The organism is Terrihabitans aquatilis (assembly GCF_052542005.1).
Map to the genome: position 1 here is coordinate 850,035 of NZ_JBOCUO010000001.1, position 25,436 is coordinate 875,470.

Annotated in this window: 24 protein-coding genes; 8 read left to right on the top strand and 16 right to left on the bottom strand. The window is 61.7% G+C overall.

The genetic code is table 11. The annotated features are described in order from the left end of the window. Positions 1-63 precede the first annotated feature (63 nt). Entirely contained in the window at positions 64-315 is a 252-nt protein-coding gene (locus tag ACQ6S1_RS04270; RefSeq protein WP_445039902.1) for a CsbD family protein, read from the top strand. A 32-nt stretch (positions 316-347) separates the two neighbouring features. On the opposite strand, the gene ACQ6S1_RS04275 is transcribed toward ACQ6S1_RS04270, so the two are convergent. Both ACQ6S1_RS04275 and ACQ6S1_RS04280 read right to left on the bottom strand, forming a co-directional pair. Continuing rightward, entirely contained in the window at positions 348-1,169 is an 822-nt protein-coding gene (locus tag ACQ6S1_RS04275; protein WP_445040261.1) for a transglutaminase-like domain-containing protein, read from the bottom strand. Between the two features lie 113 nt (positions 1,170-1,282). Continuing rightward, a complete protein-coding gene (locus tag ACQ6S1_RS04280; protein ID WP_445039903.1) occupies positions 1,283-2,176 on the bottom strand; it encodes a transglutaminase family protein in 894 nt (297 codons plus the stop codon). A 330-nt stretch (positions 2,177-2,506) separates the two neighbouring features. On the opposite strand from ACQ6S1_RS04280, the gene ACQ6S1_RS04285 reads away from it, so the two are divergent. From ACQ6S1_RS04285 to oxlT, 3 genes are all read left to right on the top strand, one after another. Further along, positions 2,507-3,046: a sigma-70 family RNA polymerase sigma factor gene (locus ACQ6S1_RS04285; protein WP_445039904.1), complete on the top strand. Its 540-nt coding sequence runs from the start codon at positions 2,507-2,509 to the stop codon at positions 3,044-3,046. Beyond that, entirely contained in the window at positions 3,036-3,830 is a 795-nt protein-coding gene (locus ACQ6S1_RS04290) for an anti-sigma factor family protein (protein ID WP_445039905.1), read from the top strand. The genes ACQ6S1_RS04285 and ACQ6S1_RS04290 overlap by 11 nt, the downstream gene beginning before the upstream one ends. Before the next feature lie 74 nt (positions 3,831-3,904). Further along, positions 3,905-5,233 (top strand): oxalate/formate MFS antiporter, encoded by a 1,329-nt coding sequence (gene oxlT / locus ACQ6S1_RS04295; protein ID WP_445039906.1) that lies wholly within the window; start codon positions 3,905-3,907, stop codon positions 5,231-5,233. 91 nt (positions 5,234-5,324) lie between these two features. On the opposite strand, the gene ACQ6S1_RS04300 is transcribed toward oxlT, so the two are convergent. Together ACQ6S1_RS04300 and ACQ6S1_RS04305 are read right to left on the bottom strand one after the other, a co-directional pair. Continuing rightward, the gene (locus tag ACQ6S1_RS04300; protein WP_445039907.1) at positions 5,325-5,810 is read right to left on the bottom strand and encodes a cyclase dehydrase; all 486 of its coding nucleotides are present in this window, start codon (positions 5,808-5,810) and stop codon (positions 5,325-5,327) included. A 9-nt stretch (positions 5,811-5,819) separates the two neighbouring features. After that, positions 5,820-6,989, bottom strand: a complete 1,170-nt coding sequence (locus tag ACQ6S1_RS04305) for a zinc-dependent alcohol dehydrogenase (protein ID WP_445039908.1) — start codon at positions 6,987-6,989, stop codon at positions 5,820-5,822. Between the two features lie 285 nt (positions 6,990-7,274). On the opposite strand from ACQ6S1_RS04305, the gene rpsD reads away from it, so the two are divergent. Beyond that, a complete protein-coding gene (rpsD, locus tag ACQ6S1_RS04310; protein ID WP_445039909.1) occupies positions 7,275-7,892 on the top strand; it encodes a 30S ribosomal protein S4 in 618 nt (205 codons plus the stop codon). A 69-nt stretch (positions 7,893-7,961) separates the two neighbouring features. Here the strand turns inward: rpsD and grxD are convergent, their stop codons facing one another. The 6 genes from grxD to purC form a co-directional block, all read right to left on the bottom strand. Next, on the bottom strand, positions 7,962-8,294 hold the full coding sequence (grxD, locus tag ACQ6S1_RS04315; protein WP_445039910.1) for a Grx4 family monothiol glutaredoxin: 333 nt from the start codon (positions 8,292-8,294) through the stop codon (positions 7,962-7,964). 105 nt (positions 8,295-8,399) lie between these two features. Then, complete coding sequence (locus ACQ6S1_RS04320; protein WP_445039911.1) at positions 8,400-8,636, bottom strand: BolA family protein; 237 nt, start codon at positions 8,634-8,636, stop codon at positions 8,400-8,402. A 4-nt stretch (positions 8,637-8,640) separates the two neighbouring features. Beyond that, entirely contained in the window at positions 8,641-10,857 is a 2,217-nt protein-coding gene (purL, locus tag ACQ6S1_RS04325) for a phosphoribosylformylglycinamidine synthase subunit PurL (RefSeq protein WP_445039912.1), read from the bottom strand. A 67-nt stretch (positions 10,858-10,924) separates the two neighbouring features. Beyond that, on the bottom strand, positions 10,925-11,611 hold the full coding sequence (purQ, locus tag ACQ6S1_RS04330; RefSeq protein WP_445039913.1) for a phosphoribosylformylglycinamidine synthase subunit PurQ: 687 nt from the start codon (positions 11,609-11,611) through the stop codon (positions 10,925-10,927). Next, positions 11,608-11,850 (bottom strand): phosphoribosylformylglycinamidine synthase subunit PurS, encoded by a 243-nt coding sequence (gene purS / locus ACQ6S1_RS04335; RefSeq protein WP_445039914.1) that lies wholly within the window; start codon positions 11,848-11,850, stop codon positions 11,608-11,610. The genes purQ and purS overlap by 4 nt, the downstream gene beginning before the upstream one ends. A 2-nt stretch (positions 11,851-11,852) precedes the next feature. Further along, complete coding sequence (gene purC, locus ACQ6S1_RS04340) at positions 11,853-12,623, bottom strand: phosphoribosylaminoimidazolesuccinocarboxamide synthase (RefSeq protein WP_445039915.1); 771 nt, start codon at positions 12,621-12,623, stop codon at positions 11,853-11,855. 215 nt (positions 12,624-12,838) lie between these two features. On the opposite strand from purC, the gene ACQ6S1_RS04345 reads away from it, so the two are divergent. Then, positions 12,839-13,159, top strand: coding sequence for a DUF1476 domain-containing protein (locus ACQ6S1_RS04345; protein ID WP_445039916.1), 321 nt, complete (start codon positions 12,839-12,841; stop codon positions 13,157-13,159). A gap of 137 nt (positions 13,160-13,296) precedes the next feature. Then, the gene (locus tag ACQ6S1_RS04350) at positions 13,297-14,100 is read left to right on the top strand and encodes an SH3 domain-containing protein (protein ID WP_445039917.1); all 804 of its coding nucleotides are present in this window, start codon (positions 13,297-13,299) and stop codon (positions 14,098-14,100) included. 54 nt (positions 14,101-14,154) lie between these two features. On the opposite strand, the gene purB is transcribed toward ACQ6S1_RS04350, so the two are convergent. From purB to ACQ6S1_RS04365, 3 genes are read right to left on the bottom strand one after another with little or no spacing between them, the layout of a single operon-like run. Further along, complete coding sequence (gene purB / locus ACQ6S1_RS04355) at positions 14,155-15,462, bottom strand: adenylosuccinate lyase (protein ID WP_445039918.1); 1,308 nt, start codon at positions 15,460-15,462, stop codon at positions 14,155-14,157. Between the two features lie 57 nt (positions 15,463-15,519). Beyond that, positions 15,520-16,194 (bottom strand): ribulose-phosphate 3-epimerase, encoded by a 675-nt coding sequence (gene rpe, locus ACQ6S1_RS04360; protein WP_445039919.1) that lies wholly within the window; start codon positions 16,192-16,194, stop codon positions 15,520-15,522. A 34-nt stretch (positions 16,195-16,228) separates the two neighbouring features. Continuing rightward, positions 16,229-17,122, bottom strand: coding sequence for an RNA methyltransferase (locus ACQ6S1_RS04365; RefSeq protein ID WP_445039920.1), 894 nt, complete (start codon positions 17,120-17,122; stop codon positions 16,229-16,231). Here ACQ6S1_RS04365 and ACQ6S1_RS04370 point away from each other — a divergent pair. Beyond that, positions 17,122-18,336 carry an NADP-dependent isocitrate dehydrogenase gene (locus tag ACQ6S1_RS04370; protein WP_445039921.1) on the top strand — a complete coding sequence of 405 codons (1,215 nt, stop codon included), beginning with the start codon at positions 17,122-17,124 and terminating at the stop codon, positions 18,334-18,336. The two genes, ACQ6S1_RS04365 and ACQ6S1_RS04370, sit on opposite strands and share 1 nt — an antisense overlap. A 52-nt stretch (positions 18,337-18,388) precedes the next feature. Here the strand turns inward: ACQ6S1_RS04370 and alaS are convergent, their stop codons facing one another. The 3 genes from alaS to cckA form a co-directional block, all read right to left on the bottom strand. Continuing rightward, positions 18,389-21,037, bottom strand: a complete 2,649-nt coding sequence (gene alaS / locus ACQ6S1_RS04375) for an alanine--tRNA ligase (RefSeq protein WP_445040262.1) — start codon at positions 21,035-21,037, stop codon at positions 18,389-18,391. Between the two features lie 620 nt (positions 21,038-21,657). Beyond that, positions 21,658-22,737: a recombinase RecA gene (recA, locus tag ACQ6S1_RS04380; RefSeq protein ID WP_445039922.1), complete on the bottom strand. Its 1,080-nt coding sequence runs from the start codon at positions 22,735-22,737 to the stop codon at positions 21,658-21,660. A 109-nt stretch (positions 22,738-22,846) separates the two neighbouring features. After that, positions 22,847-25,378 (bottom strand): cell cycle histidine kinase CckA, encoded by a 2,532-nt coding sequence (gene cckA, locus ACQ6S1_RS04385; protein WP_445039923.1) that lies wholly within the window; start codon positions 25,376-25,378, stop codon positions 22,847-22,849. Positions 25,379-25,436 lie beyond the last annotated feature (58 nt).

The following is a 25,436-nucleotide window of genomic DNA, read 5'->3' on the forward strand; positions in this document are numbered from 1 at the left end:
CCAACTTGCGGGGTTCCCCGCACCTTGTCACCCTCGACGAACCGCTACAAAGGAGAAGAACCAATGCAATGGCAGATGGTTGCGGGACGCTGGAACGAGTTCAAGGGCAACGCGAAGGAAACGTGGGACAAGCTCACGGACGATGATCTCCGGATCGCCGAAGACCACCGCGAAGAGCTCATCGGCAAACTGCAGGGCCTTTATGGCCACAGCCGCGAAGAAGCGGAGCATGAGGTGGACGCTTGGTCCCACCGCCTGCATGTCCGCTACGAGGAACCCGGCCCTGAGCCGATCCTCTATCCAGCCACTCACTGAGATCGGGAGCCCTTTTCGGGCTCCTTTTCATTTCAGGAGACGGGGTCCTCCACCACCTCGTCGGTGATCACCGTGAAATTTGTCAGCTTGGACGGGCCGAAAATGGTCGATATCGCGACATCGGTCGCATCGCGCCCCCTCGCCATGACGATCCGCGACATGCGCGGCTTGTTGTGGCGTGCGTCGAACGTGTACCAGCGCCCGCCGAGATAGGCTTCGAACCACGCGGAGAAATCCATCGGGTTCGGGTCCTTCGGCACGCCGATATCGCCGAGATAACCGGTGCAATAGCGCGCCGGAATGTTCATGCAGCGGCACAGTGTGATGGCGAGGTGCGCGAAATCGCGGCACACGCCGATCTGTTCGCGATGTCCATCCCAGGCCGTGCGGGTAGCGCAGGCGTGCTGATAGCCGAACGTGATGCGCTTGTGCGTGTATTCCACGATATGCCGCACGCGCGCCCATCCCGGCGGGGTATTGCCGAACTCTTTCCAGGCCAGTTCGACCAGATGCTCGGTGTCGCAATAACGGCTGCCAAGAAGATAGACGAGCACGTCGTCCGGCAGATCCTCCACCGGGTGCTGCAAGGCGTCAGGCGCCGTCGCGTCGTATTCGCCCGGGTCCTCGATCAGAAAATCCGCCTGCACTCGAAAATCGCCGGCGGGGGCCGTCACACGGGTGACGATGTTGCCGAAGCCGTCGCGATAATCCCGCCCCTCGACCGAGGGCGAGAATGTGAAGTCCTGTGGGCTCAGAAGATCGGGAAGCCGTTCGGGACGCACGCTCAGCATCAGCAAAAGAGGCGTGGGTTGAGGGAGTTCGAAACCGATATCGAAACCACACCTGATCTTCATCATCCGCTCCTCCGACAGGCCGCGCACGAAACACACGCGAAACGGGAGAAGCAAAACCGATGCCGAACCCCCGACATGGTTAAATGCACGGGCGAAAAAACGGGTTCCCCGGTTTACACAACCTCTAGGGGAAGGCTGGGCTGCACCTCGCGCACATCCACCTCCACACTCATGCCGATGCTGTCGGCCTGCGATCCGATCCAGGTGCCGTGCAAGGGGATGGCCTGACGAGGGTCTCTCACCACCGCGACGCGGATGAGGTCGCGATTGCCGATGATGCCATTGGTGGGATCGAATTCCACCCAGCCCGCGCCCGGCAGGTAGACCTGACACCAGGCATGGGTGTTGCCGCCACCCACCCGGCCACTTGCGCTGGGCACGTAGAGATAACCTGACACAAATCGCGAGGCGAGCCCGAGCGCGCGCACGGCCTCCATCATCAGCACCGCGAAATCGCGACAGGTGCCCCGTCCGGTGTGCAGCGTCGTCAGCGGGTCCTGCGTTCCGCTCTCATAGCGGTGGATGTAGGTGAAGCTCTCCTTGATGGCGTGCGTGATCGTCATCAAAAGCTCACCCGTCGGAGTTTCCCCACGCGGATCGAGGAATTGATGCACCCAGTGCGCCACCTCGTGATTGGGATCGAAATAGGCCCGTTCGATACAGCGAACGAGATCGGGCATCTCCTCCGCTCCATAGGTGAACGGATAGGTGCGGGCGTAGGATTCCATCCGGAAGTCGGGGACGTTCTGCGGCAAATGCTCGAGACGCACATTGCTCTCGAATCTCAGCACATCGGAATCCACTCCGAACCGCGCGATCGCGACGCAGTTTCCGAAGGCATCGTGGATCCAGCGCAAGTCCACCGGTCGGGGCTGGATATCGATCTGCATGTCGATCAGCCGCTGGTCATAGCTCTCCAGCGGACGCACCATCATCCTGTGGTCGCCGAAGCCGACCGGCCGCGCGTAGCGGTAAGTGGTCACGTGCCGAACGGTCAATTCAGGCATTTCGAAAAATCAGTCCTTCCTGCCGAAGCGAAACGCTCCGGGATATCGGCCGGTCGGGAACGACGCGCTTACGACCGGCAATGCCGACGAGCTGCGCATAATTTGCATGCAAGTGTCGGGCGACTTCTAGGGTAGGCCGCGAAGGCCCGCCAATCCTCCTAACGTTGCAACCTCGGAAAAGTACGATAGAACAACTCACCCTGTGCGATATCGGCGCTCCGCACACGTACCGTCGCGCCCTAACATCCCGAAAAATCGACAGAAACGAACTTTTCTAAAAAAAGTTCCGCAAGTCCGGATTAAATCGGGATGCAGCTATGTAAATAGCACATGAGTTCAGTCGGAACCTCCTTTGATGTGCTTGCGGAATTGCCCGCGCTGCGCCGTTACGCGTGGACGCTGACCCGTGATCGCGCCGAAGCCGAGGATCTGGTGCACGACGCGCTCGTCCGGGCCTATGAAGGGCGCAGCACCTTCAAGGATGGCGGCGATCTCCGCAGCTGGCTGTTCTCGGTGCTTCACAACACCTTCGTTTCCCGCACGCGCAGCCGGAAGGCCTACGACGCCCGTATCGACCGCGCGGCCGAACTCGTCGACACCTGCGCCGAGCCGGAGCAGGAAAGCCGCCTGCGGCTCACCCAGATACGCGCGGCGTTCATGTCGCTCCCGGAGGAGCAGCGCGCCGTTCTCCATCTCGTGGCCATCGAGGGCCTGCCCTACCAGGAGGCCGCGCGCACGCTCGGCATTCCGGTTGGAACACTGATGTCGCGGCTCGGCCGCGCACGTCTCGCGCTCCGCGCACTCGAAGATGAACCCAAAGGCAATGTCGTTCCGCTGAGACTGGTTGGAGGCAAAGACGATGGCCGTTGATCGCGTGACCGAGGCTGAGCTCAATGCCTTTGTCGATGGCCAGATCGACGACAAAGGCCGCCTCGAGGTCCAGGAATTCCTGTCTCGCAATCCTGACGTGGCGGCACGCGTGATGGCTGATCTCAGCCTCCGCGACAGCTTGCGCCTGTCCCTGCCCGCACCGATTTCACCTCCCATGCCGGGCACCGTGTCCGCGGCGCGTCGCCTGTCGCAGGCCCTGAGGCTCCGTCGTTTCATGGCGCCGGCAAGCCGCATCGCCGCCGGCCTCGGCATCTTCCTGCTTGGCTGGGGCACGGGCATTGGCTGGGATCGCGCCCAGGAAAGCCGTCGGGCCGAGGCAATCGTTCAGGAGGCGCCGGCAACATCCACGGCACCCGTCCCGACCGTACTTGCCGCCGCTCCCGTTACGGCTCCGAGCGTCAATGCATCCTCGTCCAACGGTATCATCGATGCCAGCCATCTCGATCCGGCCAAGCTCGGCGCCGCGGTTTCGGTCCGGCTTCCGCGCATCCCGGATTCATGGACACTCATCGGCACACGCATCGTCGACACCAGCGCAGGCATCGGCATAGAGGTCATCCTCGATACGCCGGAGTTCGGTGAGCTCTCGCTCCTGGCGCGCCACACCAAGGACGTCGCCATCGTCCTGCCCACCATCAATAAGGTCGAGGGTGAATCCACGGCCCATTGGCAACTCGTCTCCGACAGCTACGCGCTGACGGCTCATCAGCCCCGCAAGCCATTGGAATTTGCGGCTTTGGAGCTTTTCCAGACGCTTTATTGAAGCGCCCAAAAACAAAAAGATCGGCCCCGCTGGGGGGATGCCGGCCAATCGAATAATTCTAGGAGAGACGTTCAATGAGTGAAAAAGCAAATCCGGCTTTGCGTCCGGACGTCAAGGAATCAACACGCTGGATCCAGCTCGCCGTAGGCGTTGTCTGCATGATCGCGACCGCGAACATCCAGTATGCGTGGACGCTGTTCGTTCCTGAGATTCAGGAAACCTTCGGCTGGGAGCGCGCCTCCATCCAGATCGCCTTTACGATCTTCGTGCTGGTTCAGACCTGGCTTGCCCCGATCGAGGGCTTCTTCATCGACAAGTTCGGTCCCCGCCTGATGGTCGCCTTCGGCGCGGTCTTCATCGGCGTCGCATGGGTCATCAACTCGCAGGCTACCAGCCTCACCGGCTTCTACATCGGCGCAGCCGTCGGCGGCATCGGCGTCGGCTCCATCTACGCCACCTGTATCAACAACGCTCTGAAGTGGTTCCCGGATCGTCGCGGCCTCGCCGTTGGCCTCACTGCGGGCGGCTATGGCGCGGGTTCTGCGGCAACGATTCTGCCGATCGCGGCAATGATCGAGTCCTCAGGCTTCCAGGAAACCTTCTTCTTCTTCGGTCTGCTGCAGGGCGGTCTTGCCTTCATCGCGGCTTGGTTCCTGCGTTCGCCGTCGGCAAGCGAAGTCAAGGTCTCTGACAAGCTCGTTCAGAGCCGCAAGGACTACACGCTGAAGGAAGCGCTCAACACCAAGCTGTTCTGGCTCATGATGCTGATGTTCACCTGCGTGGTGACCGGCGGCATGATGGCCGTTGCTCAGCTCGGCGTCATCGCTCAGGACCTTGGCGTCAAGGAGTTCCAGGTCAACCTGTACTTCTTCACCATGGCCGCCCTTCCGCTGGCCCTGATGCTCGACCGCGTCATGAACGGCATCTCGCGTCCGCTGTTCGGCTGGATTTCCGACAACATCGGCCGTGAGAAGACGATGGTCATCGCCTTCACCCTCGAAGGCTTCGGCATCATCGCGCTGGGCTATTTCGGCTCCAATCCGTGGGCGTTCCTGATCCTGTCCGGCGTCGTGTTCCTGGCTTGGGGTGAGGTTTACTCGCTGTTCTCGGCTCTGGCCGGCGATGCCTTCGGCACGAAACATATCGGCAAGATCTATGGCGTCCTGTACTGCGCAAAGGGTCTCGGTGCGCTGTTCGTCCCGGTCGGCAACCTGATGATGGAAGCTACAGGAACCTGGTCGACGGTTCTCTACACCGTGGCAGCAATGGACCTGTTCGCGGCCTTCCTCGCGATGACCGTTCTTCGGCCTGTCCTCGCAGCGCACGTACTCCGTTCAGGTGTTGCCCACCCTGCAACCGCAGCGGATGCCATTGCAGCCGCTCCAAAGCCAGCCCACGTCTGACACCAGACAGGGCCAACACAGGCGGAAAAAAGAAACCGGGCTCCAACGAGCCCGGTTTTTTATTCTCGTTAAAGGCAGATTTCAGCGAGCGTCAGGAAGGATGCCCTTCGGATTGATCATCGGTTCCAGAGGAGGCGGGACTCGGCCGGCCGTTCGGAAAACCTGATCGGTCACTGTAGTCGCGCACAGGAACAGCGTCCTGAGCTCGGTTACTGAGCGCTGTTGCACACAGCAGATCAAGCAAGGTCACACCCGCCACGGCAGCAATCGCCAATGCTACATTGTCATGTTGTAGATTGGAGTCATTCATCGCAGGTGCAAGCGCGGCGAGGTCGAGGGCATCTCCAGCAACACGCCCCCAGATAAAAGGTGCAGGATCTTCAGAGGCGAGGATAGCGACACCGGTTACAACTTCTCGCATGCCATAGGCTTGGATCAGTCCGGACCGCTCCTCCATCCCCAGCACTCGACTCAATGTTCGAGGCGCCAAAAGCTCTGCAGCTCCCAAAGCCAATGAGAACCAACCCAAACCACGAGCGAGTGGATCTGCTTTCGTATGCTTCTGCTTGCGATACATGGCAACACCTCAGGGCTTGAGTACGACCTTGATGCAGCCGTCGTCCTTGTCCCGGAATGTCTTGTACATTCCTGGCCCCTCCTCCAGGCCGACGGTATGGGTAATGACAAAGCTGGGATCGATCTGACCTTCCTCGATCCGTCGAAGGAGATCCTGGCTGTATCGGTTCACGTGGGTCTGGCCGGTGCGGATGGTCAGCCCCTTGTTCATCAAGGCACCGAGCGGAATTTTGTCCGCGAGGCCTCCATAAACGCCGGGTATTGAAACGATGCCAGCGGGTCGGCAGACGTATAGGATTTCCCGCAAGACATGCGGTCGGTCACTTTCCAGCATCACCGCCTGCTTGATGCGATCGTAGACGGAGTCTAGCGAGCGCGTCGCGTGAGCCTCAAGGCCGACCGCATCAATGCATTTCTCAGGGCCCTTCCCTCCTGTGAGCTCATTGATCCTTTCGAGGACGCTTTCCTCGTCGAAGTTGATCGTGATAGCTCCCGCAGCCTTCGCCATGGCGAGCCTCTCGGAAACGTTGTCGACGACGAAGACCTTTTCAGCACCGAGCATGAATGCGCTCCGAACGCAGAACTGGCCTACAGGCCCCGCGCCCCAAACGCCCACCCAATCCGTCGGCTCAATGTCGCAGTTGATGGCTGCCATCCAACCGGTGGCAAAGATGTCACCAAGGAACAGCACCTGTTCGTCCGTGAGCCCGTTCGGGATGACGATAGGCGAGACATCCGCATAGGGGACTCGGACATATTCGGCTTGCCCGCCGGGATATCCGCCCGTCAGGTGCGAATAGCCAAAAAGCCCGGCCGTCGTGTGGCCGAAAGCAAGATCGCCGAGATCCTTCTTCCGGTTCGTTCTTTCACAAACCGACCAATTGCCCCGTCGGCATTGAGGACACTGGCCACAGCAAATGGTGAAGGGCACGACAACGCGGTCCCCAACTTTCAGCTTTTTGTTATCCTTCCCGACCTCGACGACTTCGCCCATGAACTCATGGCCCATGATATCGCCGGTCTGCATCCCAGGCACGAAGCCATCATAGAGATGAAGATCAGACCCGCAGATTGCACAGCTGCTGACCTTGATAATGGCATCCCGGCCATCCTCGATGATCGGGTCCGGAACCGTCTCGCAGCGAATGTCCTGTTTGCCGTGATATGTAAGTGCGCGCATGGCCCCTCGCCTGGAAAGCGATGGCGTCGAGCACATCGCGGTTGAAGCTGAGAGAACTACGCCTGTGGTGCCGGGGAGTTCCTCAATCCTCACGGAGAGGCGCACGCGGTTTCATTGACTTTTCTAACGGCCCTTTCTAAAAGTCCCCGTGCGGGTCCTTCGGGCCCGCGCTTTCTTTAGCACGCACCCGTGACTTCCGGCCTGCCGGGTCTGTCGGCCTCCGAAAAGGAGGTGTCCAGGAGGGCGCGTCTTCCACTCTCACGTTTCGAGAAGGAAACGCGGATTATGTCGAAGCGTCATGCTTCCAAGCACAAGATCGATCGCCGTCTTGGCGTGAACATTTTCGGCCGCGCCAAAAGCCCGGTCAACAAGCGTGAATACGGGCCTGGTCAGCATGGCCAGCGTCGCAAGGGCAAGCTTTCCGACTTCGGAACGCAGCTGCGCGCGAAGCAGAAGCTCAAGGGCTCGTATGGCGACATCACCGAGAAGCAGTTCCAGCGCATCTATACCGAGGCTTCCCGCCTCAAGGGCGATACTTCGGCAAATCTGATTGGCCTTCTGGAATCGCGCCTTGACGCTGTCGTGTACCGCGCAAAGTTCGTTCCGACCATTTTCGCGGCCCGCCAGTTCATCAACCACGGTCATGTGAAGGTGAACGGCCGCCGGACCAACATCGGCAGCTATCGCCTCAAGGTTGGCGATGTCGTCGAGGTCAAGGAAGCGTCGAAGCAGCTGGCCATCGTGCTCGAAGCCGTGTCGCTTGCCGAGCGTGATGTCCCGGACTTTATCGAAGTCGATCATTCCAAGATGACGGCCCGCTTCGTGCGCGTTCCGACGCTGTCTGAAGTTCCCTACCCGGTACAGCAGGAACCGAACCTCGTGGTCGAGTTCTATTCGCGCTGATCGGCGAAAAGCAGATACGAAAAAGCCGCCCGAATGGGCGGCTTTTTTATTGGCCGAAGGCCGGGCCGATCAGCTCGCCTGCTTTACCGGAATGCCCTTGCCGGCCATGAACTCCTGGAGTTCGCCCGCCTGGAACATCTCGCGCACGATATCGCAACCACCCACGAATTCGCCCTTCACATAGAGCTGAGGAATGGTCGGCCAGTTCGAGAATTCCTTGATGCCCTGGCGTATTTCATCCGTCTCAAGGACGTTGATGTCCTTGTAAGACGCGCCGAGATATTCGAGAATCTGCACGACCTGCCCGGAAAAACCGCACATCGGAAATTGCTTCGTGCCCTTCATGAACAGCACGACGTCGTTCGATTCCACTTCCTGCTTGATCTGGTCGAAAGCGCTCATCTCGTCACCATTAAATCCCGCCGCCACGCGGCGCTTGAATGTCGGTTGCCGACATATAAGCCTGCCCACACTGAAATGGGAGCACCACGCCCCAATTTGCGATGATCAGGCCTGTGGAGCAGACGTTTGAAGAGCCAGCGCGTGAAGTACACCACCCATCCGGCCTTGGAGTGCCGAATAAACCAATTGATGCTGCTGGACGCGTGTCTTTCCTCGAAAACTCTCGGACACAACGATAGCCGCGTAATGATCGCCATCGCCCGCGAGATCCTTGATGGTGACCTCCGCGTCCGGCAGGGCGTCCTTGATCATGCGCTCGATTTCGCCCGCATCCATCGCCATCGCGTCAATTCTCCGTCGCTGCCGTGCCCGCCATATAGGCTGGGAACCAGCCCTCATGTGCCCGCTGCACCTCGTTGATTGATATGCGTTCGCCGCTTGGCAACGTCAAATGATCACCGCCTGTGGTGCCAAGCCGCATGGACCGCACGCCAGCCGCGTCGGCCGCCTCGAGAATGGCATTAGCGTCGCTATCGCTGACCGTCAGCACGTAGCGCGCCTGATCCTCGCCAAACAGCGCGGCATGAGCAGGCAGGCCTTGTGGCAATGCGTCGATCACGGCACCGACACCGCCCGCGATCGCCATTTCCGCTAGAGCAATGCCGAGACCGCCATCGGACAGATCATGAGATGCGGTCACACGGCCCTCGAGGATAAGCCCACGCACGAAATCGCCATTGCGCTTTTCGGCCGCGAGATCGACTGGCGGCGGTGCACCGTCCTCACGGTCGTGCATTATTGCCAGATAGCTCGACGCCCCCAGCCAGCCAGCCGTTTCACCAATGAGAAGAACAGTTTCACCCGCCCTCTTGAAGGCAATGCTGACGCTCTTCGTGACGTCATCCAGCACGCCCACGCCACCGATTGTTGGTGTTGGCAGGATGCCGCGGCCGAGCGTCTCATTGTAGAGCGACACGTTCCCGGAAACGATCGGGAAGTCGAGCGCGATACAGGCTTCCGAGATGCCCTTCAGGCAATAGACGAATTGGCCCATGATCTCGGGCCTCTCGGGATTGCCAAAATTGAGGTTGTCCGTCAGTGCGCGCGGCAGCGCACCTACTGCCGTGATGTTACGCCAAGCTTCTGCTACGGCCTGCTTGCCGCCCTCAAATGGATCGGCCTCGCAATAGCGCGGCGTTACGTCCGCCGTCAGCGCCAGGCCCTTCGGGCCGTCCTCTATGCGAACAACTGCGCTGTCGCCGCCGGGACGTTGCACGGTATTGCCGAGAATGAGGTGGTCATACTGCTCATAGACCCACCGCTTCGACGAAAGGTCTGGCGCACCAATCATTGTCAGCAGCGCTTTGCCCAGCGATTCTGGAGCCGGCACGTCGTCCGCCGCGATAACAGGCCGCTTCGGCGTCTCGACATAAGGTCGGTCGTAGATCGGCGCCTCGTCGCCGAGCTCCTTGATCGGCAGATCGGCCATTTCCGCACCGCCATGCGTCACACGAAAGCGCAGATCGTCGGTGGTGTATCCGACGATGGCAAAATCCAGGCCCCATTTCGTGAAGATCGCTTTGGCATCCTCCTCACGCGCAGGGTCGAGCACCATGAGCATGCGCTCCTGGCTCTCCGACAGCATCATCTCATAGGCGCTCATTCCGGCTTCGCGCGTCGGCACCGCGTCGAGCAACAGCTCGACGCCGAGATCGCCCTTGGCACCCATCTCGACGGCCGAGCAGGTCAGGCCCGCAGCACCCATGTCCTGGATCGCAATCACCGCGCCGGACGCCATCAGCTCAAGGCATGCCTCCAGCAGCAGCTTTTCGGCAAACGGATCGCCGACCTGCACCGTCGGGCGTTTCTCCTCCGAACCCTCGTCGAACTCGGCCGAGGCCATGGTCGCGCCATGGATGCCGTCGCGGCCGGTCTTGGAACCGAGATAGACGATTGGATTCCCAACGCCGGTTGCCGCCGCATAGAAGATCTGGTCGGTGCGGCAGATGCCCACCGCCATCGCATTGACGAGGATATTGCCGTCATAGCGCGGGTGGAACCGCACCTGCCCACCGACCGTCGGCACTCCGAAAGCATTGCCGTAATGACCAATGCCGGACACCACACCCGACACCAGATGCCGCGTGCGCGGATGATCCGGGCTGCCGAAGCTCAGCGCGTTGAGGGCCGCGATTGGCCGCGCGCCCATGGTGAAGACATCGCGCAGGATGCCGCCGCAGCCGGTCGCCGCGCCCTGATAGGGCTCGATGAAGCTTGGATGGTTGTGGCTCTCCATCTTGAAGACCACTGCGATTCCGTCACCGATGTCGATGATGCCGGCGTTCTCGCCTGGCCCTTGGATCACCCAAGGCGCCTTGGTGGGCAGTCCTTTTAGGTGAAGTCGCGAGCTCTTGTATGAACAATGCTCGTTCCACATCGCCGAAAAGATGCCGAGCTCGGTCAATGACGGCTCACGGCCGATCAGATCAAGGATGCGCTGATATTCGTCAGGCTTCAGGCCATGCTGGGCGACGAGTTCGGGCGTAATCGGGGGCTGCGACATCGCCAAAGCGTATCCTGCCTGTCTAATGGATAAGCGACGGAGCGGTGCTCTCCGCCAGTTGGAAAAGTCAGGCCGCGCGGGCAAGACTTTCGAAAAGTCCTGCACCATCCGTGCCGCCGACCAGCGGATCGATCAGATTTTCAGGATGCGGCATCATGCCGAGCACGTTGAAGCGCTCTGAATAAATGCCGGCAATGCAATTCACTGAGCCGTTTGGGCTCGCCTGCCCCACGATACCCGACGCATCGCAGTAGCGGAACGCGACACGGCCCTCACCCTCGATGCGCGCCAGTGTATCGGCATCGGCGAGATAATTGCCGTCGCCGTGCGCCACTGCGACTTCGATAACCTGGCCGCCTGTGTATCGCGAGGTAAAGCGGGTGTCGGTGCGCTCGACCTTCAAGTGCTGCATACGGCAGACGAACTTGAGATGATTGTTGCGCAGCAACGCACCCGGCAGGAGCCCCGTCTCGACAAGAATCTGAAAACCATTGCAAATGCCGAGCACAAGCCCGCCGCGTTCTGCGTGTTCGCGCACCGCCGCCATCACGGGCGAGCGGGCCGCGATAGCGCCGCAGCGCAAATAATCACCATAGGAAAAGCCGCCGGGCAGAACCACGATGTCGGTGCCAGCCGGCAGCGCGGTCTCCCCGTGCCAGACGATAGACGCATCCTGGCCCGTTGCCTGCTTCAGCGCGCGGGCAGCGTCGCGCTCACGATTGGAGCCCGGAAAGAGAATGACCGCGGACTTCAACCCGCGATCTCCACCCGATAGCTCTCGATCACCGTATTGGCGAGCAGCTTCTCACACATGGCTTTGATGTTTGCCTCGGCTTTTGCGGGGTCGCGCTCTGCAACTTCAAGGTCGAACACCTTGCCCTGTCGAACATTGCCGACCCCATCGAAACCAAGCGATTTCAGAGATCCCTCAATCGCTTTGCCTTGTGGGTCGAGAACGCTCGGCTTCAGCGTAACGGTGACACGCGCCTTCATGTTCAGCCCTTCACCAGCGTCGGCCCCGGCTTGGCAACCGGGTTATCGCTTTCCGAGAGAATGCCGAGGCGCTTGGCGACTTCGCTGTAAGCCTCGACCAGACCACCGAGATCCCGGCGGAACCGATCCTTGTCCATCTTCTCGTTGGTCTTCATGTCCCAGAGGCGGCACGAATCGGGGCTGATCTCGTCGGCGACGACAATCCGCACCATGTCGTTCTCCCATAGGCGCCCGCATTCCATCTTGAAATCGACCAGACGGATGCCGGCTCCAAGGAAGAGACCCGTGAGGAAGTCATTGACGCGGATTGCGAGCGACATGATGTCGTCGATCTCCTGCGGCGATGCCCAGCCGAACGCCGTGATGTGCTCTTCCGAGACCATCGGATCGTTGAGCGCGTCGTTCTTGTAATAGAACTCGATGATCGAGCGCGGCAGTTGCGTGCCTTCCTCGATGCCAAGCTTGGTCGACAGCGAACCGGCTGCAACATTTCGGATCACGATCTCGAGTGGAATGATCTCGACTTCGCGAATCAATTGTTCGCGCATGTTGAGTCGACGAATGAAATGCGTCGGCACTCCGATATCGTTGAGATTCGTGAAAATGTATTCGGAGATCCGATTGTTCAGGACACCCTTGCCATCGATCACCTCATGCTTCTTCGCATTGAAGGCGGTGGCGTCGTCCTTGAAGTGCTGGACCAGGGTTCCAGGCTCGGGACCCTCGTAGAGGATCTTCGCCTTGCCCTCGTAAATCCGGCGGCGGCGGCTCATTAGCAAAGTACCGTGTTCGAGGAAGCATGCCGGCGATCCTCGTGAGAGGATGCACGACGCGCAGCTTGTGGCCGCACCGAGAGGCGCGTCCATGAGGCGCCCGGCGAAACTATCCGATCACGCCGCCGCTTACAACGCAGCAAGGCGATCGTTGATTTGCGCAGACGCCGACGATAAGCAATCCGCGCCGCTATTTTGCGATCGAGGCCAGTGACATGACGACTTTCGATGACCGCAAGGACGCTTTCGAGCGGAAATATGCCCTGGACGAGGAGCAGCGATTCCGCGCGCTTGCCCGCCGCAACCGTTATCTCGGCACGTGGGCAGCAGAGAAGATGGGCAAGTCCGCCGAAGAAGCCGAAGCCTATGAACGTGAGGTCGTAAAGGCTGATTTCGAGGAAGCAGGCGACGAAGACGTGTTTCGCAAGGTCCGCGGCGATCTGGATAATGCGGGCATCGCGATTTCCGACGAAGAAATCCGGAGCACCATGCTGTCATTGCTGGACCGGGCAATGGCTGAGGTGAAAACGCAATAACCTTCCCATAAAGGGCCGGCTTTCGCCCTTGGAACCGGCCCGCTAGATCCTAAGTTTCCTCCTCTGAGGCCGATCCTTCCAGATCGGCTCTGTCATTCCCGCCTGTGGCTTCGGCCGGAGGCCTTGGAGGAAATTCCATGTCAAAAGCAAGGTTCGCGATCAGTGCCTTGGCGCTTCTGATCGCGTCGGCGGGAGCGGCTTCCGCGTTCCCTGCTACTGCGACCACGAGCTTGAATGTTCGCTCAGGTCCTGGAACGAATTATAGCGTCGTGGATCAGCTTCAGGCAGGAGAAACGGTCGAAGTCGTTTCGAGCCAGGGCAGTTGGTACGAGATCTCCGGCCTCGGTTGGGCGAGTGCTGCCTACCTCGACCCCCGGGGTGCGCCACCGCCGCGTGAACGTGTCGTGGTAGAGGAGGTGTATCCGTCCTATCTGGGCGATCCCCTGTTCTATTATGGCAGCGATCCGTTCTTTTGGGATGACGGTGGGTATTACTGGTATTGGCGTGGCGGCCGTCGCCACCGCGTGGATTGGGACTGGTTCCGCGACCGTCGTGATTTCCGCTGGACCGACCGCAGGCATCGCGACCGTTTCGAGGATCGCTGGAGGAACCGTGGTGGGAGGGATGGCCGCCCGGTCATCGACCGTGGCCCCCGTCGTGATCGTCCTGATTTCGATCGAGGACCACGTCAGGATCGTCCCGGATTTGATCGGGGGTCGCGCCCTGATCGTCCCGATTCCGACCGGGGACCACGGCGGGACCGCTCGGACAATGAGCGCGGACCGGGTCGCGGCGACTCAATAGGACGCGATCGAGGATCCCGCGAACTCCGTCCAATCAGCGGCGGCATGCGCGGTGAAGGCCGAGGTGGGGAGCGTTTTGGTGGCGGTGACCGTGGCGGTCCTGGCGGCGGCGTTGTATTCCCGGAACGCACCCGCTGAGATCAGCGTCGAAAAAGTAAAGCCCGCTGCGCTGCAGCGGGCTTTTTGCTGGGCTCAAGCGCGGCCGAAAACCCGCTGAAACACCGTGTCTACATGTTTGAAATGGTACGAGAGATCGAATAGCTCCGCGAGTTCATTGCCCGTCAAATATCGACCGACATCTTCATCCGCTTGTAGCAGAGTGAGGAAATCCCCTTCTCCACGCCAAACCGGCATGGCATTGCGCTGAACAAGGCGATAGGCGTCCTCACGACTGGCACCCTTTTGCGTCAATGCAAGCAGCACACGCTGAGAATGAACGAGTCCGCCAAGCAGATCGAGATTGCCCTGCATCCGCTCAGGATAGACGACGAGATTCTCGACCACGCCTGCCAATCTGACCAGTGCGAAATCCAGCGTGATCGTGGCGTCCGGTCCGATCATTCTCTCCACCGAAGAGTGAGAGATGTCGCGCTCGTGCCAAAGAGCGACATTTTCCATCGCCGGCATTGCGTACGACCGCACCATGCGCGCCAGACCCGTGAGGTTTTCCGTCAACACGGGGTTACGCTTGTGCGGCATGGCCGAGGAGCCCTTCTGGCCCGGCGAGAAATATTCCTCTGCCTCCAGCACCTCAGTGCGCTGCATGTGCCGAATCTCGATCGCAAGACGCTCAACCGACGAAGCGACGACTCCCAGCATTGCGAAGAAAGCGGCGTGCCGATCTCTGGGAATCACCTGCGTGGATACGGGCTCCACCTCAAGTCCGAGCTTGGCGGCAACATGCTCCTCCACACGCGGATCAATATTCGCAAAAGTACCGACAGCACCTGAAATGGCGCACGTGGCGATTTCAGCGCGGGCCTGCACAAGACGCGCCCTTGCCCGCCGAAACTCCGCATGAAATCCCGCAAGCTTGAGACCAAACGTCAGAGGCTCGGCATGAATGCCGTGAGACCGGCCGATCGCAGGCGTCATCTTGTGCTCGAAGGCCCGCTTTTCCAAAGCCTCAAGCACCCGATCGACGTCGGCGATGAGAATATCTGCCGCTCGAACCAGCTGCACGGACAGGCATGTATCCAGAACGTCCGACGACGTCATGCCCTGATGGACGAAACGCGCATCATCGCCGACAAACTCCGCAAGATGCGTGAGGAATGCGATCACGTCGTGCTTCGTTTCGCGCTCGATCTCGTCGATCCGTGCGATGTCGAACTCTGCCTTCCCGCCCCTTTCCCAGATCGTCGCTGCGGCTTCCTTCGGGATCACGCCGATTTCGGCCAAAGCGTCCGCCGCATGCGCCTCAATCTCGAACCAGATCCGAAATCGGGTCTCGGGCGACCAGACAGCGACCATTTCGGGCCGGGAATAACGCGGGATCATCGAAACCTCATTTCATAACCGGAAATTCCGGCGATCAGCGACAGAACATCGAATGCTTCAGACAATGATGCTCGTTGCCGCCTTGCGGATGTCCAAAATTTTCTCGGCATAGCCGGCGCCACCTGAAAATACCGCCGACCCAGCGACCATCACCGTGCCACCAGCTTCCGCGCAGGCACGCGCCGTCTCCTTCGTCACGCCACCATCGATGACGATCTCGATCTTGCGGGGACGGTGCCGAACCATCTCGCTGATTTCGGCGATCTTGGGCAGGACGGACGTGATGAAGCTCTGACCGCCGAAGCCGGGGTTAACGGTCATGACCAGGATCACATCCAATTCGTCGAGAACGTGGCTGAGGTGATCGACGGGCGTTGCGGGATTGATGGCCGCGCCGGCTTTCTTGCCGAGCGCGCGAATCGTCTGCAGCGACCGGTGCAGATGCGGCCCAGCTTCCGCATGCACGCTGATGTGATCGGCTCCAGCCTCGGCAAACGATGCGAGATACGGATCAGCCGGCTCGATCATCAGATGCACGTCGAGCGGCTTTTGCGTGTGACGTCGGACCGCCCTCACCACTTCCGGGCCGAACGAGATATTGGGCACGAAATGCCCGTCCATCACGTCGATGTGGATCCAATCCGCCCCGGCCGAATCGACCGCCGCAACCTCTTCGCCGAAACGAGCAAAGTCAGCCGCAAGAATGGAGGGTGCAATGAGAATATCGGACATGCCGCGCCTTACCATACCGAGCCGTCTCGTGCCATCACTGGCCTGTTTCCTCGTCCTCCGCGTTCACCTTAAGCACGCGCCTTTCACGGCGAGAAGGTCCGCGCTCTCCTTCTTCCAAGGCAGCGATCGCGCCATGCAACGTGCGTAGATCCTGCTCGGAGAGCCCCAGCCGATGAAAGATGTTGCGGAGATTGCGCACCATCACGGGCCTCCGCACTTCCGGGAAGAAAAAGCCCGCTCGATCCAGGGCTGCTTCGATATGCGCGAAGAACGCGATAAGATGTTGCTTCTCGGCGGGCGGGGAATGCTGCGGCATTTCGAAAGGCGGCACATCGCCATTGGAGGCCTTGAACCATTCATAGCCAGCCAGCAGCACGGCCTGGCCAAGATTGAGGCTTGCGAATGCCGGATTGACGGGAAAGGTCAGCACCCGGTCCGCCAGCGCCACTTCATCGTTTTCGAGACCTGTCCGTTCACGACCGAAGAGAATCCCGGTCTTTATGCCGGTCATTTCCTGCTGAAGCATGAGGCCCACGGCGCTCGAAGGCGTATCGACCGGCTTAGCCTGTCCGCGTTCGCGCGCTGTGGCCGCGAACACCAGCGACAGATCGGCAATCGCATCCTCCAAGCTACCGAATATGCGGGCGTTGTCGATCAGGTGCACGGCGCCTGACGCCATGGCCCGCGTCTTCGGGTGAGGAAATTTTGCTTGCGGCCTTACAAGGCGAAGGTCTCCCAGCCCAAAATTGGCCATTGCGCGAGCCGCGCTGCCGATATTTTCCGGCATCTGCGGTTCGACGAGGATCACGACAGGTCCGCCCCGCACGAGGTGTTTGCTGCGGTCTGTTCCGGCCATAGTTGTACTTCTCGTGTCAGCGGTGCCTGATATAAGAACGGCCCCCGCATTTGATGAGAGGAATCCCGCCAATGGCGAAGATCAAGGTCGCAAACCCGGTTGTCGAACTCGACGGCGACGAGATGACCCGGATCATCTGGCAGCTCATCAAGGACAAGCTGATCCATCCCTATCTCGACATCGATCTCGAATATTACGACCTCGGTGTCGAGCATCGCGACGCCACGAACGACCAGGTCACCGTGGATGCGGCCAATGCCATCAAGAAACATGGCGTCGGCGTCAAGTGCGCGACCATCACGCCTGACGAAGCGCGGGTTGAGGAATTCGGCCTCAAGGACATGTGGAAGTCGCCGAACGGCACGATCCGCAACATCCTGGGCGGCGTGATCTTCCGCGAGCCCATCATCTGCTCGAACGTGCCGCGCCTCGTGCCCGGCTGGACGCAGCCCATCATCATCGGCCGCCATGCCTTCGGCGACCAGTACCGCGCCACTGACTTCAAATTCCCCGGCAAGGGCACCCTGTCGATCAAGTTCGTCGGCGAGGACGGACAGGTCATCGAGAAGGAGGTGTTCAACGCACCGGATTCTGGCGTGACGATGGCTATGTACAACCTCGACGATTCGATTCGGGAATTTGCCCGCGCTTCGATGAATTATGGCTTGGCCCGGAACTACCCTGTCTACCTTTCGACCAAGAACACGATCCTCAAGGCCTATGACGGTCGCTTCAAGGACCTGTTCCAGGAAGTGTTCGATGCCGAGTTCAAGGCTGAGTTTGATGCTCGTGGCCTGACCTACGAACACCGTCTTATCGACGACATGGTGGCCTCGTGCCTGAAATGGTCGGGCGGTTATGTGTGGGCTTGCAAAAACTACGATGGCGACGTGCAGTCCGACACCGTGGCGCAGGGCTTCGGTTCCCTTGGCCTGATGACTTCCGTGCTTATGACCCCTGACGGCAAGGTGGTGGAATCGGAGGCCGCGCACGGTACCGTGACGCGCCATTACCGCCAGCATCAGCAGGGTAAAGAGACCTCGACGAATTCCATGGCATCCATCTTCGCTTGGACCCGCGGTCTCGCCCATCGCGCCAAGCTCGACAGCAACGATGAACTGAAGCGCTTCGCCGACACGCTCGAGCGGGTCTGCATCGAGACTGTCGAGGCCGGCTACATGACCAAGGATCTGGCGCTCTTGGTCGGACCGGACCAGAAATGGCTCTCGACCACCGGCTTCCTCGACAAGATCGACGAGAACCTGAAAGCCGCAATGGCCGCCTGATCACACAATGAGCGGAGCGGGCCAATGGCCTGCTCCGCTCCGTACTATTGTCTCAGAGTGCAGCGATGCGGGCTTCGATGGCGGCCAGCGCCGCATCCGCATTCGCACCGTTCGGACCTCCGGCCTGGGCCATGTCGGGACGGCCGCCGCCGCCCTTGCCACCCAGCGCGTCGGCGCCGAGACGCACGAGATCCACCGCATTGTTCTGCTCAACACGATCCGCCGTTACGCCGACGGCGATCGATGCCTTGTTCTCGTCGTCCACTGCGATGAACGAGACGATACCCGAGCCGATCTGCTTCTTGGCGTCGTGGATGAGACCCTTGAGGTCCTTGGGCGAGACACCGTGGATCACGCGGCCAAGGAACTTCGTGCCGCCGATCTCCTTGGCTTCCGGAGCAGCCGCTCCCCCACCGCCAAGCGCCAGCTTTCTGCGCGCATCGGCAAGCTCCCGCTCCAACCGCTTGCGATCCTCCACGAGAGCGGCGACGCGGGCCGGAGCTTCGCTGACCGGAGCTTTCAGCTGAGCCGCCACCTCTTCGAGGGCACGGCCACGCTCGGCGAAATATTTGCGGGCGGCATCGCCCGTCAGCGCCTCGACACGACGCACGCCGGCTGCGACGGCGCCTTCGCCGACGACCGCCAGTAGCCCGATATCTCCCGTGCGCCCCGTATGTGTGCCGCCGCAGAGTTCGACGGAGAAGGCCTTGTTGCCGTCGCGGTTGCCCATCGATACGACGCGAACCTCCTCGCCGTATTTCTCGCCGAACAGTGCCCGCGCACCGGAAGCGACCGCATCGTCGACGGCCATGAGGCGCGTTTCGACGGGCGTGTTCCCCAGAATTTCGGAATTGACGATGTCCTCGACGGCGACGAGCTCCTCGTCGTTCATCGGCTTCGGATGGGCGAAGTCGAACCGCAACCGGTCGGGCGCGACAAGCGATCCCTTCTGGGCGACGTGATCGCCGAGGACACGGCGAAGCGCCTCATGCAGGAGATGCGTCGCGGAATGGTTCGAGCGGATGGCCCCGCGACGGGCGTGATCCACCTTCAGCTCGACGGCGGTGCCGACCGCAACCTCGCCCTCCTCCACGCTGATCTGATGGATGAACAAGCCATCGGCCCGTTTCTGGGTATCGGTGACGGTGAGACGCCCGCCCGGAGCGAGGATCGTTCCCCGGTCGCCGACCTGTCCGCCGGATTCGGCGTAGAACGGCGTCTGGTTGAGGACGAGAGACCCGGTCTCGCCGGCCTTCAGGTTCTCGACCTCCTGACCGTCGCGCACGAGTGCGGTGACGACGCCTTCGGCCGTCTCGGTGTCGTAGCCCAGGAATTCAGTGGCGCCGAGGCGATCACGCAAGCCGAACCAGATCGTCTCCGAGGCGGCGTCGCCGGAACCGGCCCACGCTTTGCGCGCATCGGCGCGCTGGCGAGCCATGGCGGTTTCGAAGCCTTCGGTGTCGACCTTGATATCACGGGCACGCAATGCGTCCTGCGTGAGATCGAGCGGGAAGCCGAACGTATCGTGAAGCTTGAAGGCGACGTCGCCGGACAGGGTGTCGCCGGAATTGAGGGCTGCGCTCTCCTCGTCGAGGATCTGAAGGCCTCGGGACAAGGTCTTGCGGAAGCGGGTTTCCTCGAGCTTCAACGTCTCGGTGATAAGTGCTTCGGCGTTGACGAGCTCGGGATAGGCAGCGCCCATTTCGCGGGTGAGCGCTGGGACGAGCTTGTACATCACCGGCTCTTCCGCGCCGAGAAGCTGGGCGTGGCGCATGGCGCGGCGCATGATGCGGCGCAGCACGTAGCCACGGCCTTCGTTCGAGGGCAGGACGCCATCGGCCACGAGGAAGGCGGACGCGCGCAGGTGATCGGCAATAACGCGATGGCTCGGACGGCGCGGGCCTTCGGCGTCGCTGCCGACAGCCTCGACGGAAGCGCGGATCAGAGCCTTGAAGAGGTCGGTGTCGTAGTTCGATTTCACACCCTGCAGAATCGCGGCCATGCGCTCGAGGCCCATGCCGGTGTCGATCGACGGACGGGGCAGATCGAGCCGGTTGCCGAGGGCAATCTGCTCGTATTGCATGAAGACGAGATTCCAGAATTCGAGGAAGCGGTCGCCGTCCTCGTCCGGGCTGCCGGGGGGGCCACCCTGAAGCTCCGGGCCCTGATCGATGAAGATCTCGGAGCATGGTCCGCAGGGGCCGGTGTCGCCCATCTGCCAGAAATTGTCGGACGTCGCGATGCGGATGATGCGGCTGTCGGGCAGACCGGCGATGCGCTTCCAGAGATCGAAGGCCTGATCGTCGTCATGGTACACGGTGACGAGGAGGCGGTCCTTCGGCAGGTCGAAGACCTTGGTGCTGAGCGTCCAGGCCAGCTCGATCGCGCGTTCCTTGAAATAATCGCCGAACGAGAAATTGCCCATCATCTCGAAGAAGGTGTGATGGCGGGCCGTGTAGCCGACGTTTTCGAGATCGTTGTGCTTGCCGCCGGCGCGCACGCATTTCTGCGCGGTGGTGGCCGTGGAATAGGGCCGCTTTTCGACGCCGGTGAAGACGTTCTTGAATTGCACCATGCCGGCATTGGTGAACAGCAAGGTTGGATCGTTGCGCGGCACCAGCGGGCTGGACGGCACGATTTGATGACCTTCCTTCGCGAAGAAGTCGAGGAAGGCGGCCCGGATCTCGTTGACGCTGCTCATCACTACGCTCTTGGCCCCGCGCAGGGAGATGGCGGGCATTCCGGCTTCTCTTAGCGGCGGGCCTGTGGACTGTCTAGAAAACTGCGCCACGACCCCATCCCCGGCGGAACGCGTCAGGCGCAGACATGCCTCATCCTCGCGGGCGTCGGCGGATCGCGAAACGGAACGGTGCCCCAAGGGAAGGGGGCGGAGAACGCCGGGGCGTCCTGTGAAACTTTATAGCGTGGACACCTACGGCGTTCCCCGCGCGGCGATTTCGGGCACGATGGCGGCGGGCGCTTCCACGGTGTGACACCGGTTGCGCCTTGCGGCACCCGGCACCGCACCGTCCCCAGCGATCCAATCGTCGCAGACGGGTCGTAGTGCCCGACGGGCCCACTCGTCCGGGCAGGAGCGAGCCCCTGCCCTTCAGCCATCGGCCTCCCGGAGCCGGGATACCGAACCCGACCGCAGGCGCCGCTCCTGTTTCCATCAGACGCCGGCCGGTACCTGCGCGACCCCCTTCCTGAAACAGGATGGAGCAAGGCTAGACGATAATAGGAATATTGTCAAGGATGTTCTTCGACCAAGCGGTCTGCGTTCAACATGAAGAAGGCCCTTCCGGGCCTTCTAAAAGCGTCTCAAACGTCGGGCGCGCCGTCATCCTCGGGTTCAGGATCCCCCTCTTCGAGAATCTTGCCCGCGATGATGTTGGCGTTCATGCGGATCTGGTTCTCGATGCGGCTTGCCACATCCGGATTTTCGCGCATGAAGGTCTTGGCGTTCTCGCGCCCCTGGCCGAGCCGCTGGCTTTCATAGGAGAACCAGGCGCCCGATTTTTCGACGATGCCGGCTTTGACGCCGAGATCGATGAGCTCGCCCATCTTCGACACGCCCTCGCCGTACATGATGTCGAATTCGACCTGCTTGAACGGCGGCGCCACCTTGTTCTTGACGACCTTGACGCGGGTCTGGTTGCCGACCACTTCGTCGCGGTCCTTGATGGCGCCGATGCGGCGGATGTCGAGGCGAACCGAGGCGTAGAACTTCAGCGCATTGCCGCCCGTGGTGGTCTCCGGCGAGCCGTACATCACGCCAATCTTCATGCGGATCTGGTTGATGAAAATGACGAGTGTGTTCGACTTGGAGATCGAACCCGTCAGCTTGCGCAGCGCCTGACTCATCAGACGGGCCTGCTGGCCGGGCTGGGTGTCGCCCATCTCGCCTTCGAGTTCCGAACGCGGAACAAGGGCTGCCACCGAGTCCACCACGACCACATCGACCGCGCCGGAACGCACCAGCGTGTCGGTGATCTCCAGCGCCTGCTCGCCAGCATCCGGCTGGGAGATCAGAAGCTCATCAAGATTGACGCCGAGCTTGCGGGCATAGATCGGATCCAGCGCGTGCTCGGCATCGACGAAGGCACAGATACCGCCGGCCTTCTGCGCCTCGGCCACGGTGTGAAGCGCAAGCGTGGTCTTGCCCGAGCTTTCCGGACCGTAGATCTCGACCACGCGCCCCTTCGGCAGCCCCCCGACGCCGAGCGCGATGTCGAGCCCGAGCGAACCCGTGGAGATGGTTTCGATGTCCAGCGCCTCGCGCTGGCCGAGCCGCATGATGGAGCCCTTGCCAAAGCTGCGCTCGATCTGCGCCAAGGCGGCGTCAAGCGCCTTCGATTTGTTCTGGGAGACCACTTCAACGACCTTGAGATTCGGGGCCATGGGAGCCTCCTTCTTGGCAGGGCTGGCGGAAAAAACAACCTGCACTGAAAGTACACGTTTTGTTCTCACTAGCAAGCATGTTCTTGCTTTGATCCGCGCGAATCGCGGATCAGCCGAGCGTGTCCTTCACGGTCTGGATGAGGTCCTTCAGGGCAAACGGCTTCGGCAGGAACGCGAACTGCTCGCCCTCGGCCAGGTTCTTCTTGAAGGCATCCTCGGCATAACCGGAAACGAAGATGATCTTGAGGGCCGGGTTTCGCCGCCTGAGCTCTCCGAGCAGTGTCGGGCCATCCATTTCCGGCATGACGACGTCGGAGACGACGAGATCGATCTCGTCGGCATATTGGTCCATCAATTCCAGCGCCTCCACGCCCGAATTGGCCGCATGCACGGTGTAGCCACGCGATTCCAGCGCACGCATGGCGAAGCTGCGCACGGCGTCCTCGTCCTCGACCAGAAGGATGCCGCCCTGCCCCGTCATGTCCTTGGCGGGCGCCGGCTCGGGTCCCTTGTGGCCGGCGGCTTCGATGACCGCAGGCGCGACGGCTGGCACATGACGCGGCAGGAAGATGCGGAACACGGTGCCGCGGCCGAGTTCGCTGTCGACGAAGATGAAGCCCTCCGTCTGCTTGACGATGCCGTAGACGGTGGACAGGCCGAGACCCGTGCCCTTGCCGACCTCCTTGGTGGAGAAGAACGGCTCGAAGATCTTGTCGCGGATTTCCTTGGGAATGCCGGTGCCGCTGTCCTCGACCTCCACGAGAATCCAGTCGGCGACGGGGAGCATGGGCTCGTTGAAGGACGCCACCTCCGCCGACGCCACGTTGCGGGTGCGGATGGTGACCTTGCCGCCGCCCGGCATGGCGTCGCGCGCATTGACGACGAGATTCGTGACGACCTGTTCGAACTGGCCGAGATCCGCCTTCAGAAGCCACAGATCGCGGCCGTGAACGACGTCGAGCGTGACGTGCTCGCCGAGCAGGCGGCCGAGCATCATGCGCAGATCCGACAGAACCTCGCCGAGAGAGAGCACCTGCGGCCGCAATGTCTGCCGGCGCGAGAACGCCAAGAGATGGCGCACCAGACCCGCCGCGCGGTTGGCGTTGTGCTTGATCTGCATGATGTCGCGGAACGACGGATCGGTCGGCCGGTGGCTCGTCAACAGCAGGTCGGAATAGCCGATGATGGCGGTGAGCACGTTGTTGAAATCGTGCGCGATGCCGCCCGCGAGCTGGCCCACGGTCTCCATCTTCTGCGACTGGGCGATCTGCAGTTCGAGTGCCCGCTGCTCGGTGGTGTCGAGCGCGTAGAGGATGACGGCCTCGCCATCCTCCTCGCCGCCACCGCCTTCCAGGGGGCTGAAAAAGAAGCGCGCCGAGCGGCCGGTCTCGCCGATGAGGCCATCGACCGGGGCGATGTCGCCGCGGCCGGAGGCGGCCTGCGCCAGCGCATCGGCAAGAGGGGCGCGGCCGGCTTCGGCCACGGCGCCGAGCAACGCCCGCTCGGTGCCCTTGAGCAGATCGCCGAACAAGCGGGCGAAGGCGGAATTGGCGCGGCGCACCTGCCCCGCGCGATCCACGATCGCGATGGCGATGGGTGTGCTGTTGAAGAAGCGCGCGAACTGCACCTCGGCGGCCCGCAACGCGTCCGGCACACCGCGCGAGCGGGAGCGATCGAGAACGAGCGTCTTCGACGGAGCCACCGAGCCATCGGCCGAGGCCGCCACCTTGTGGAGAAGGCGCACGGGAAAGCTCTGGCCACCGCGCGTCTTGAGATCGAGGTCGAGTACCTCGGTGCGCACGGTGCCCGCTTCGCCGGTGACGGTGCGCACGAGGGAAGCGCCGTCGCCGGCGAACACGTCCTCCAGCCGGAGCGCGCCCGCGCCCGTCTGGGTGAGATCGTAATCCAGCCATTCAGCGAGCGTGGCATTCATGTAGCCGAGCGTGCCGTCGGGCTCGGCGGAGAAGAAGCCGGCCGGGGCATGGTCGAGGAAATCGATGGCGTGCTGCAGCTCCTGGAAGACGTTTTCCTGCCGCTCGCGGTCGCGCGTCACATCGGCCAGCACCCAGACGCTGTCGGGGCGCGACACGCCGGCGCGGCGCAGCGGACGCACCTTGATGCGGTACCAGGCCGGCTCTCCGCGCGCGCCGTTCTGGACGCGGAATTCTTCCTGCATGGGCCGCCCCTCACGCGAGGCCTGGGCCAGGCGGTAGATCGCCTCGGCCACATCGGGATCGGAGGCGAAGACGCGCTCGACGGTGCGCACGTCGCGCGCGATTTCGGTGCCGGTCATCGTGAGGTAGGCGCGGTTGGCGAAGACGATGCCGCCGTCCGCATCCTGGATGAGGACGCCGTCGGGCGCATCGGCGAGGAGCGTGCGGGCGAAATCCGGCTCGCGACGGCGGCCGGCCGGCCGCAGGATGCCGATGGCCAGCGCGAACATGGCGAAGATGCCGATGGCCGACAGCAAGGCGAGGAACAAGAGGATGTAGAACCCGGCGTTCTCGCCCTCGGCGTAGGACAGGCCGAGCGCGGCGGCGACCAGCGACAGCGCGAGCGCCAGAACCAGCTTGATGTTGCCGGGCGGCTCGGCGCGGTCGATCGGCGCTTCGTAGGCTGCCTGTTCCTGTGTGTCGCTCATGGGTCCCGCATGTGTGTCCGCCATGCGGAGGGTGGTCCGCGCACGGCCGAAAAGCAAT

Excerpts from the sequence above, each read along its gene's own strand:
- ACQ6S1_RS04275 (WP_445040261.1), bottom strand. The coding sequence starts at position 1,169 with ATGAAGATCAGGTGTGGTTTCGATATCGGTTTCGAACTCCCTCAACCC.
- rpsD (WP_445039909.1), top strand. The coding sequence starts at position 7,275 with ATGTCGAAGCGTCATGCTTCCAAGCACAAGATCGATCGCCGTCTTGGC.
- grxD (WP_445039910.1), bottom strand. The coding sequence starts at position 8,294 with ATGAGCGCTTTCGACCAGATCAAGCAGGAAGTGGAATCGAACGACGTC.
- recA (WP_445039922.1), bottom strand. The coding sequence starts at position 22,737 with ATGGCCCCGAATCTCAAGGTCGTTGAAGTGGTCTCCCAGAACAAATCG.
- cckA (WP_445039923.1), bottom strand. The coding sequence starts at position 25,378 with ATGAGCGACACACAGGAACAGGCAGCCTACGAAGCGCCGATCGACCGC.
- ACQ6S1_RS04370 (WP_445039921.1), top strand. The coding sequence starts at position 17,122 with ATGGCGAAGATCAAGGTCGCAAACCCGGTTGTCGAACTCGACGGCGAC.
- alaS (WP_445040262.1), bottom strand. The coding sequence starts at position 21,037 with ATGAGCAGCGTCAACGAGATCCGGGCCGCCTTCCTCGACTTCTTCGCG.
- purL (WP_445039912.1), bottom strand. The coding sequence starts at position 10,857 with ATGTCGCAGCCCCCGATTACGCCCGAACTCGTCGCCCAGCATGGCCTG.
- ACQ6S1_RS04300 (WP_445039907.1), bottom strand. The coding sequence starts at position 5,810 with ATGTATCGCAAGCAGAAGCATACGAAAGCAGATCCACTCGCTCGTGGT.
- ACQ6S1_RS04305 (WP_445039908.1), bottom strand. The coding sequence starts at position 6,989 with ATGCGCGCACTTACATATCACGGCAAACAGGACATTCGCTGCGAGACG.
- purS (WP_445039914.1), bottom strand. The coding sequence starts at position 11,850 with ATGAAGGCGCGTGTCACCGTTACGCTGAAGCCGAGCGTTCTCGACCCA.
- ACQ6S1_RS04350 (WP_445039917.1), top strand. The coding sequence starts at position 13,297 with ATGTCAAAAGCAAGGTTCGCGATCAGTGCCTTGGCGCTTCTGATCGCG.
- ACQ6S1_RS04285 (WP_445039904.1), top strand. The coding sequence starts at position 2,507 with ATGAGTTCAGTCGGAACCTCCTTTGATGTGCTTGCGGAATTGCCCGCG.
- ACQ6S1_RS04320 (WP_445039911.1), bottom strand. The coding sequence starts at position 8,636 with ATGGCGATGGATGCGGGCGAAATCGAGCGCATGATCAAGGACGCCCTG.
- ACQ6S1_RS04270 (WP_445039902.1), top strand. The coding sequence starts at position 64 with ATGCAATGGCAGATGGTTGCGGGACGCTGGAACGAGTTCAAGGGCAAC.
- oxlT (WP_445039906.1), top strand. The coding sequence starts at position 3,905 with ATGAGTGAAAAAGCAAATCCGGCTTTGCGTCCGGACGTCAAGGAATCA.
- ACQ6S1_RS04290 (WP_445039905.1), top strand. The coding sequence starts at position 3,036 with ATGGCCGTTGATCGCGTGACCGAGGCTGAGCTCAATGCCTTTGTCGAT.
- ACQ6S1_RS04280 (WP_445039903.1), bottom strand. The coding sequence starts at position 2,176 with ATGCCTGAATTGACCGTTCGGCACGTGACCACTTACCGCTACGCGCGG.
- ACQ6S1_RS04345 (WP_445039916.1), top strand. The coding sequence starts at position 12,839 with ATGACGACTTTCGATGACCGCAAGGACGCTTTCGAGCGGAAATATGCC.
- rpe (WP_445039919.1), bottom strand. The coding sequence starts at position 16,194 with ATGTCCGATATTCTCATTGCACCCTCCATTCTTGCGGCTGACTTTGCT.
- purB (WP_445039918.1), bottom strand. The coding sequence starts at position 15,462 with ATGATCCCGCGTTATTCCCGGCCCGAAATGGTCGCTGTCTGGTCGCCC.
- purC (WP_445039915.1), bottom strand. The coding sequence starts at position 12,623 with ATGAGCCGCCGCCGCCGGATTTACGAGGGCAAGGCGAAGATCCTCTAC.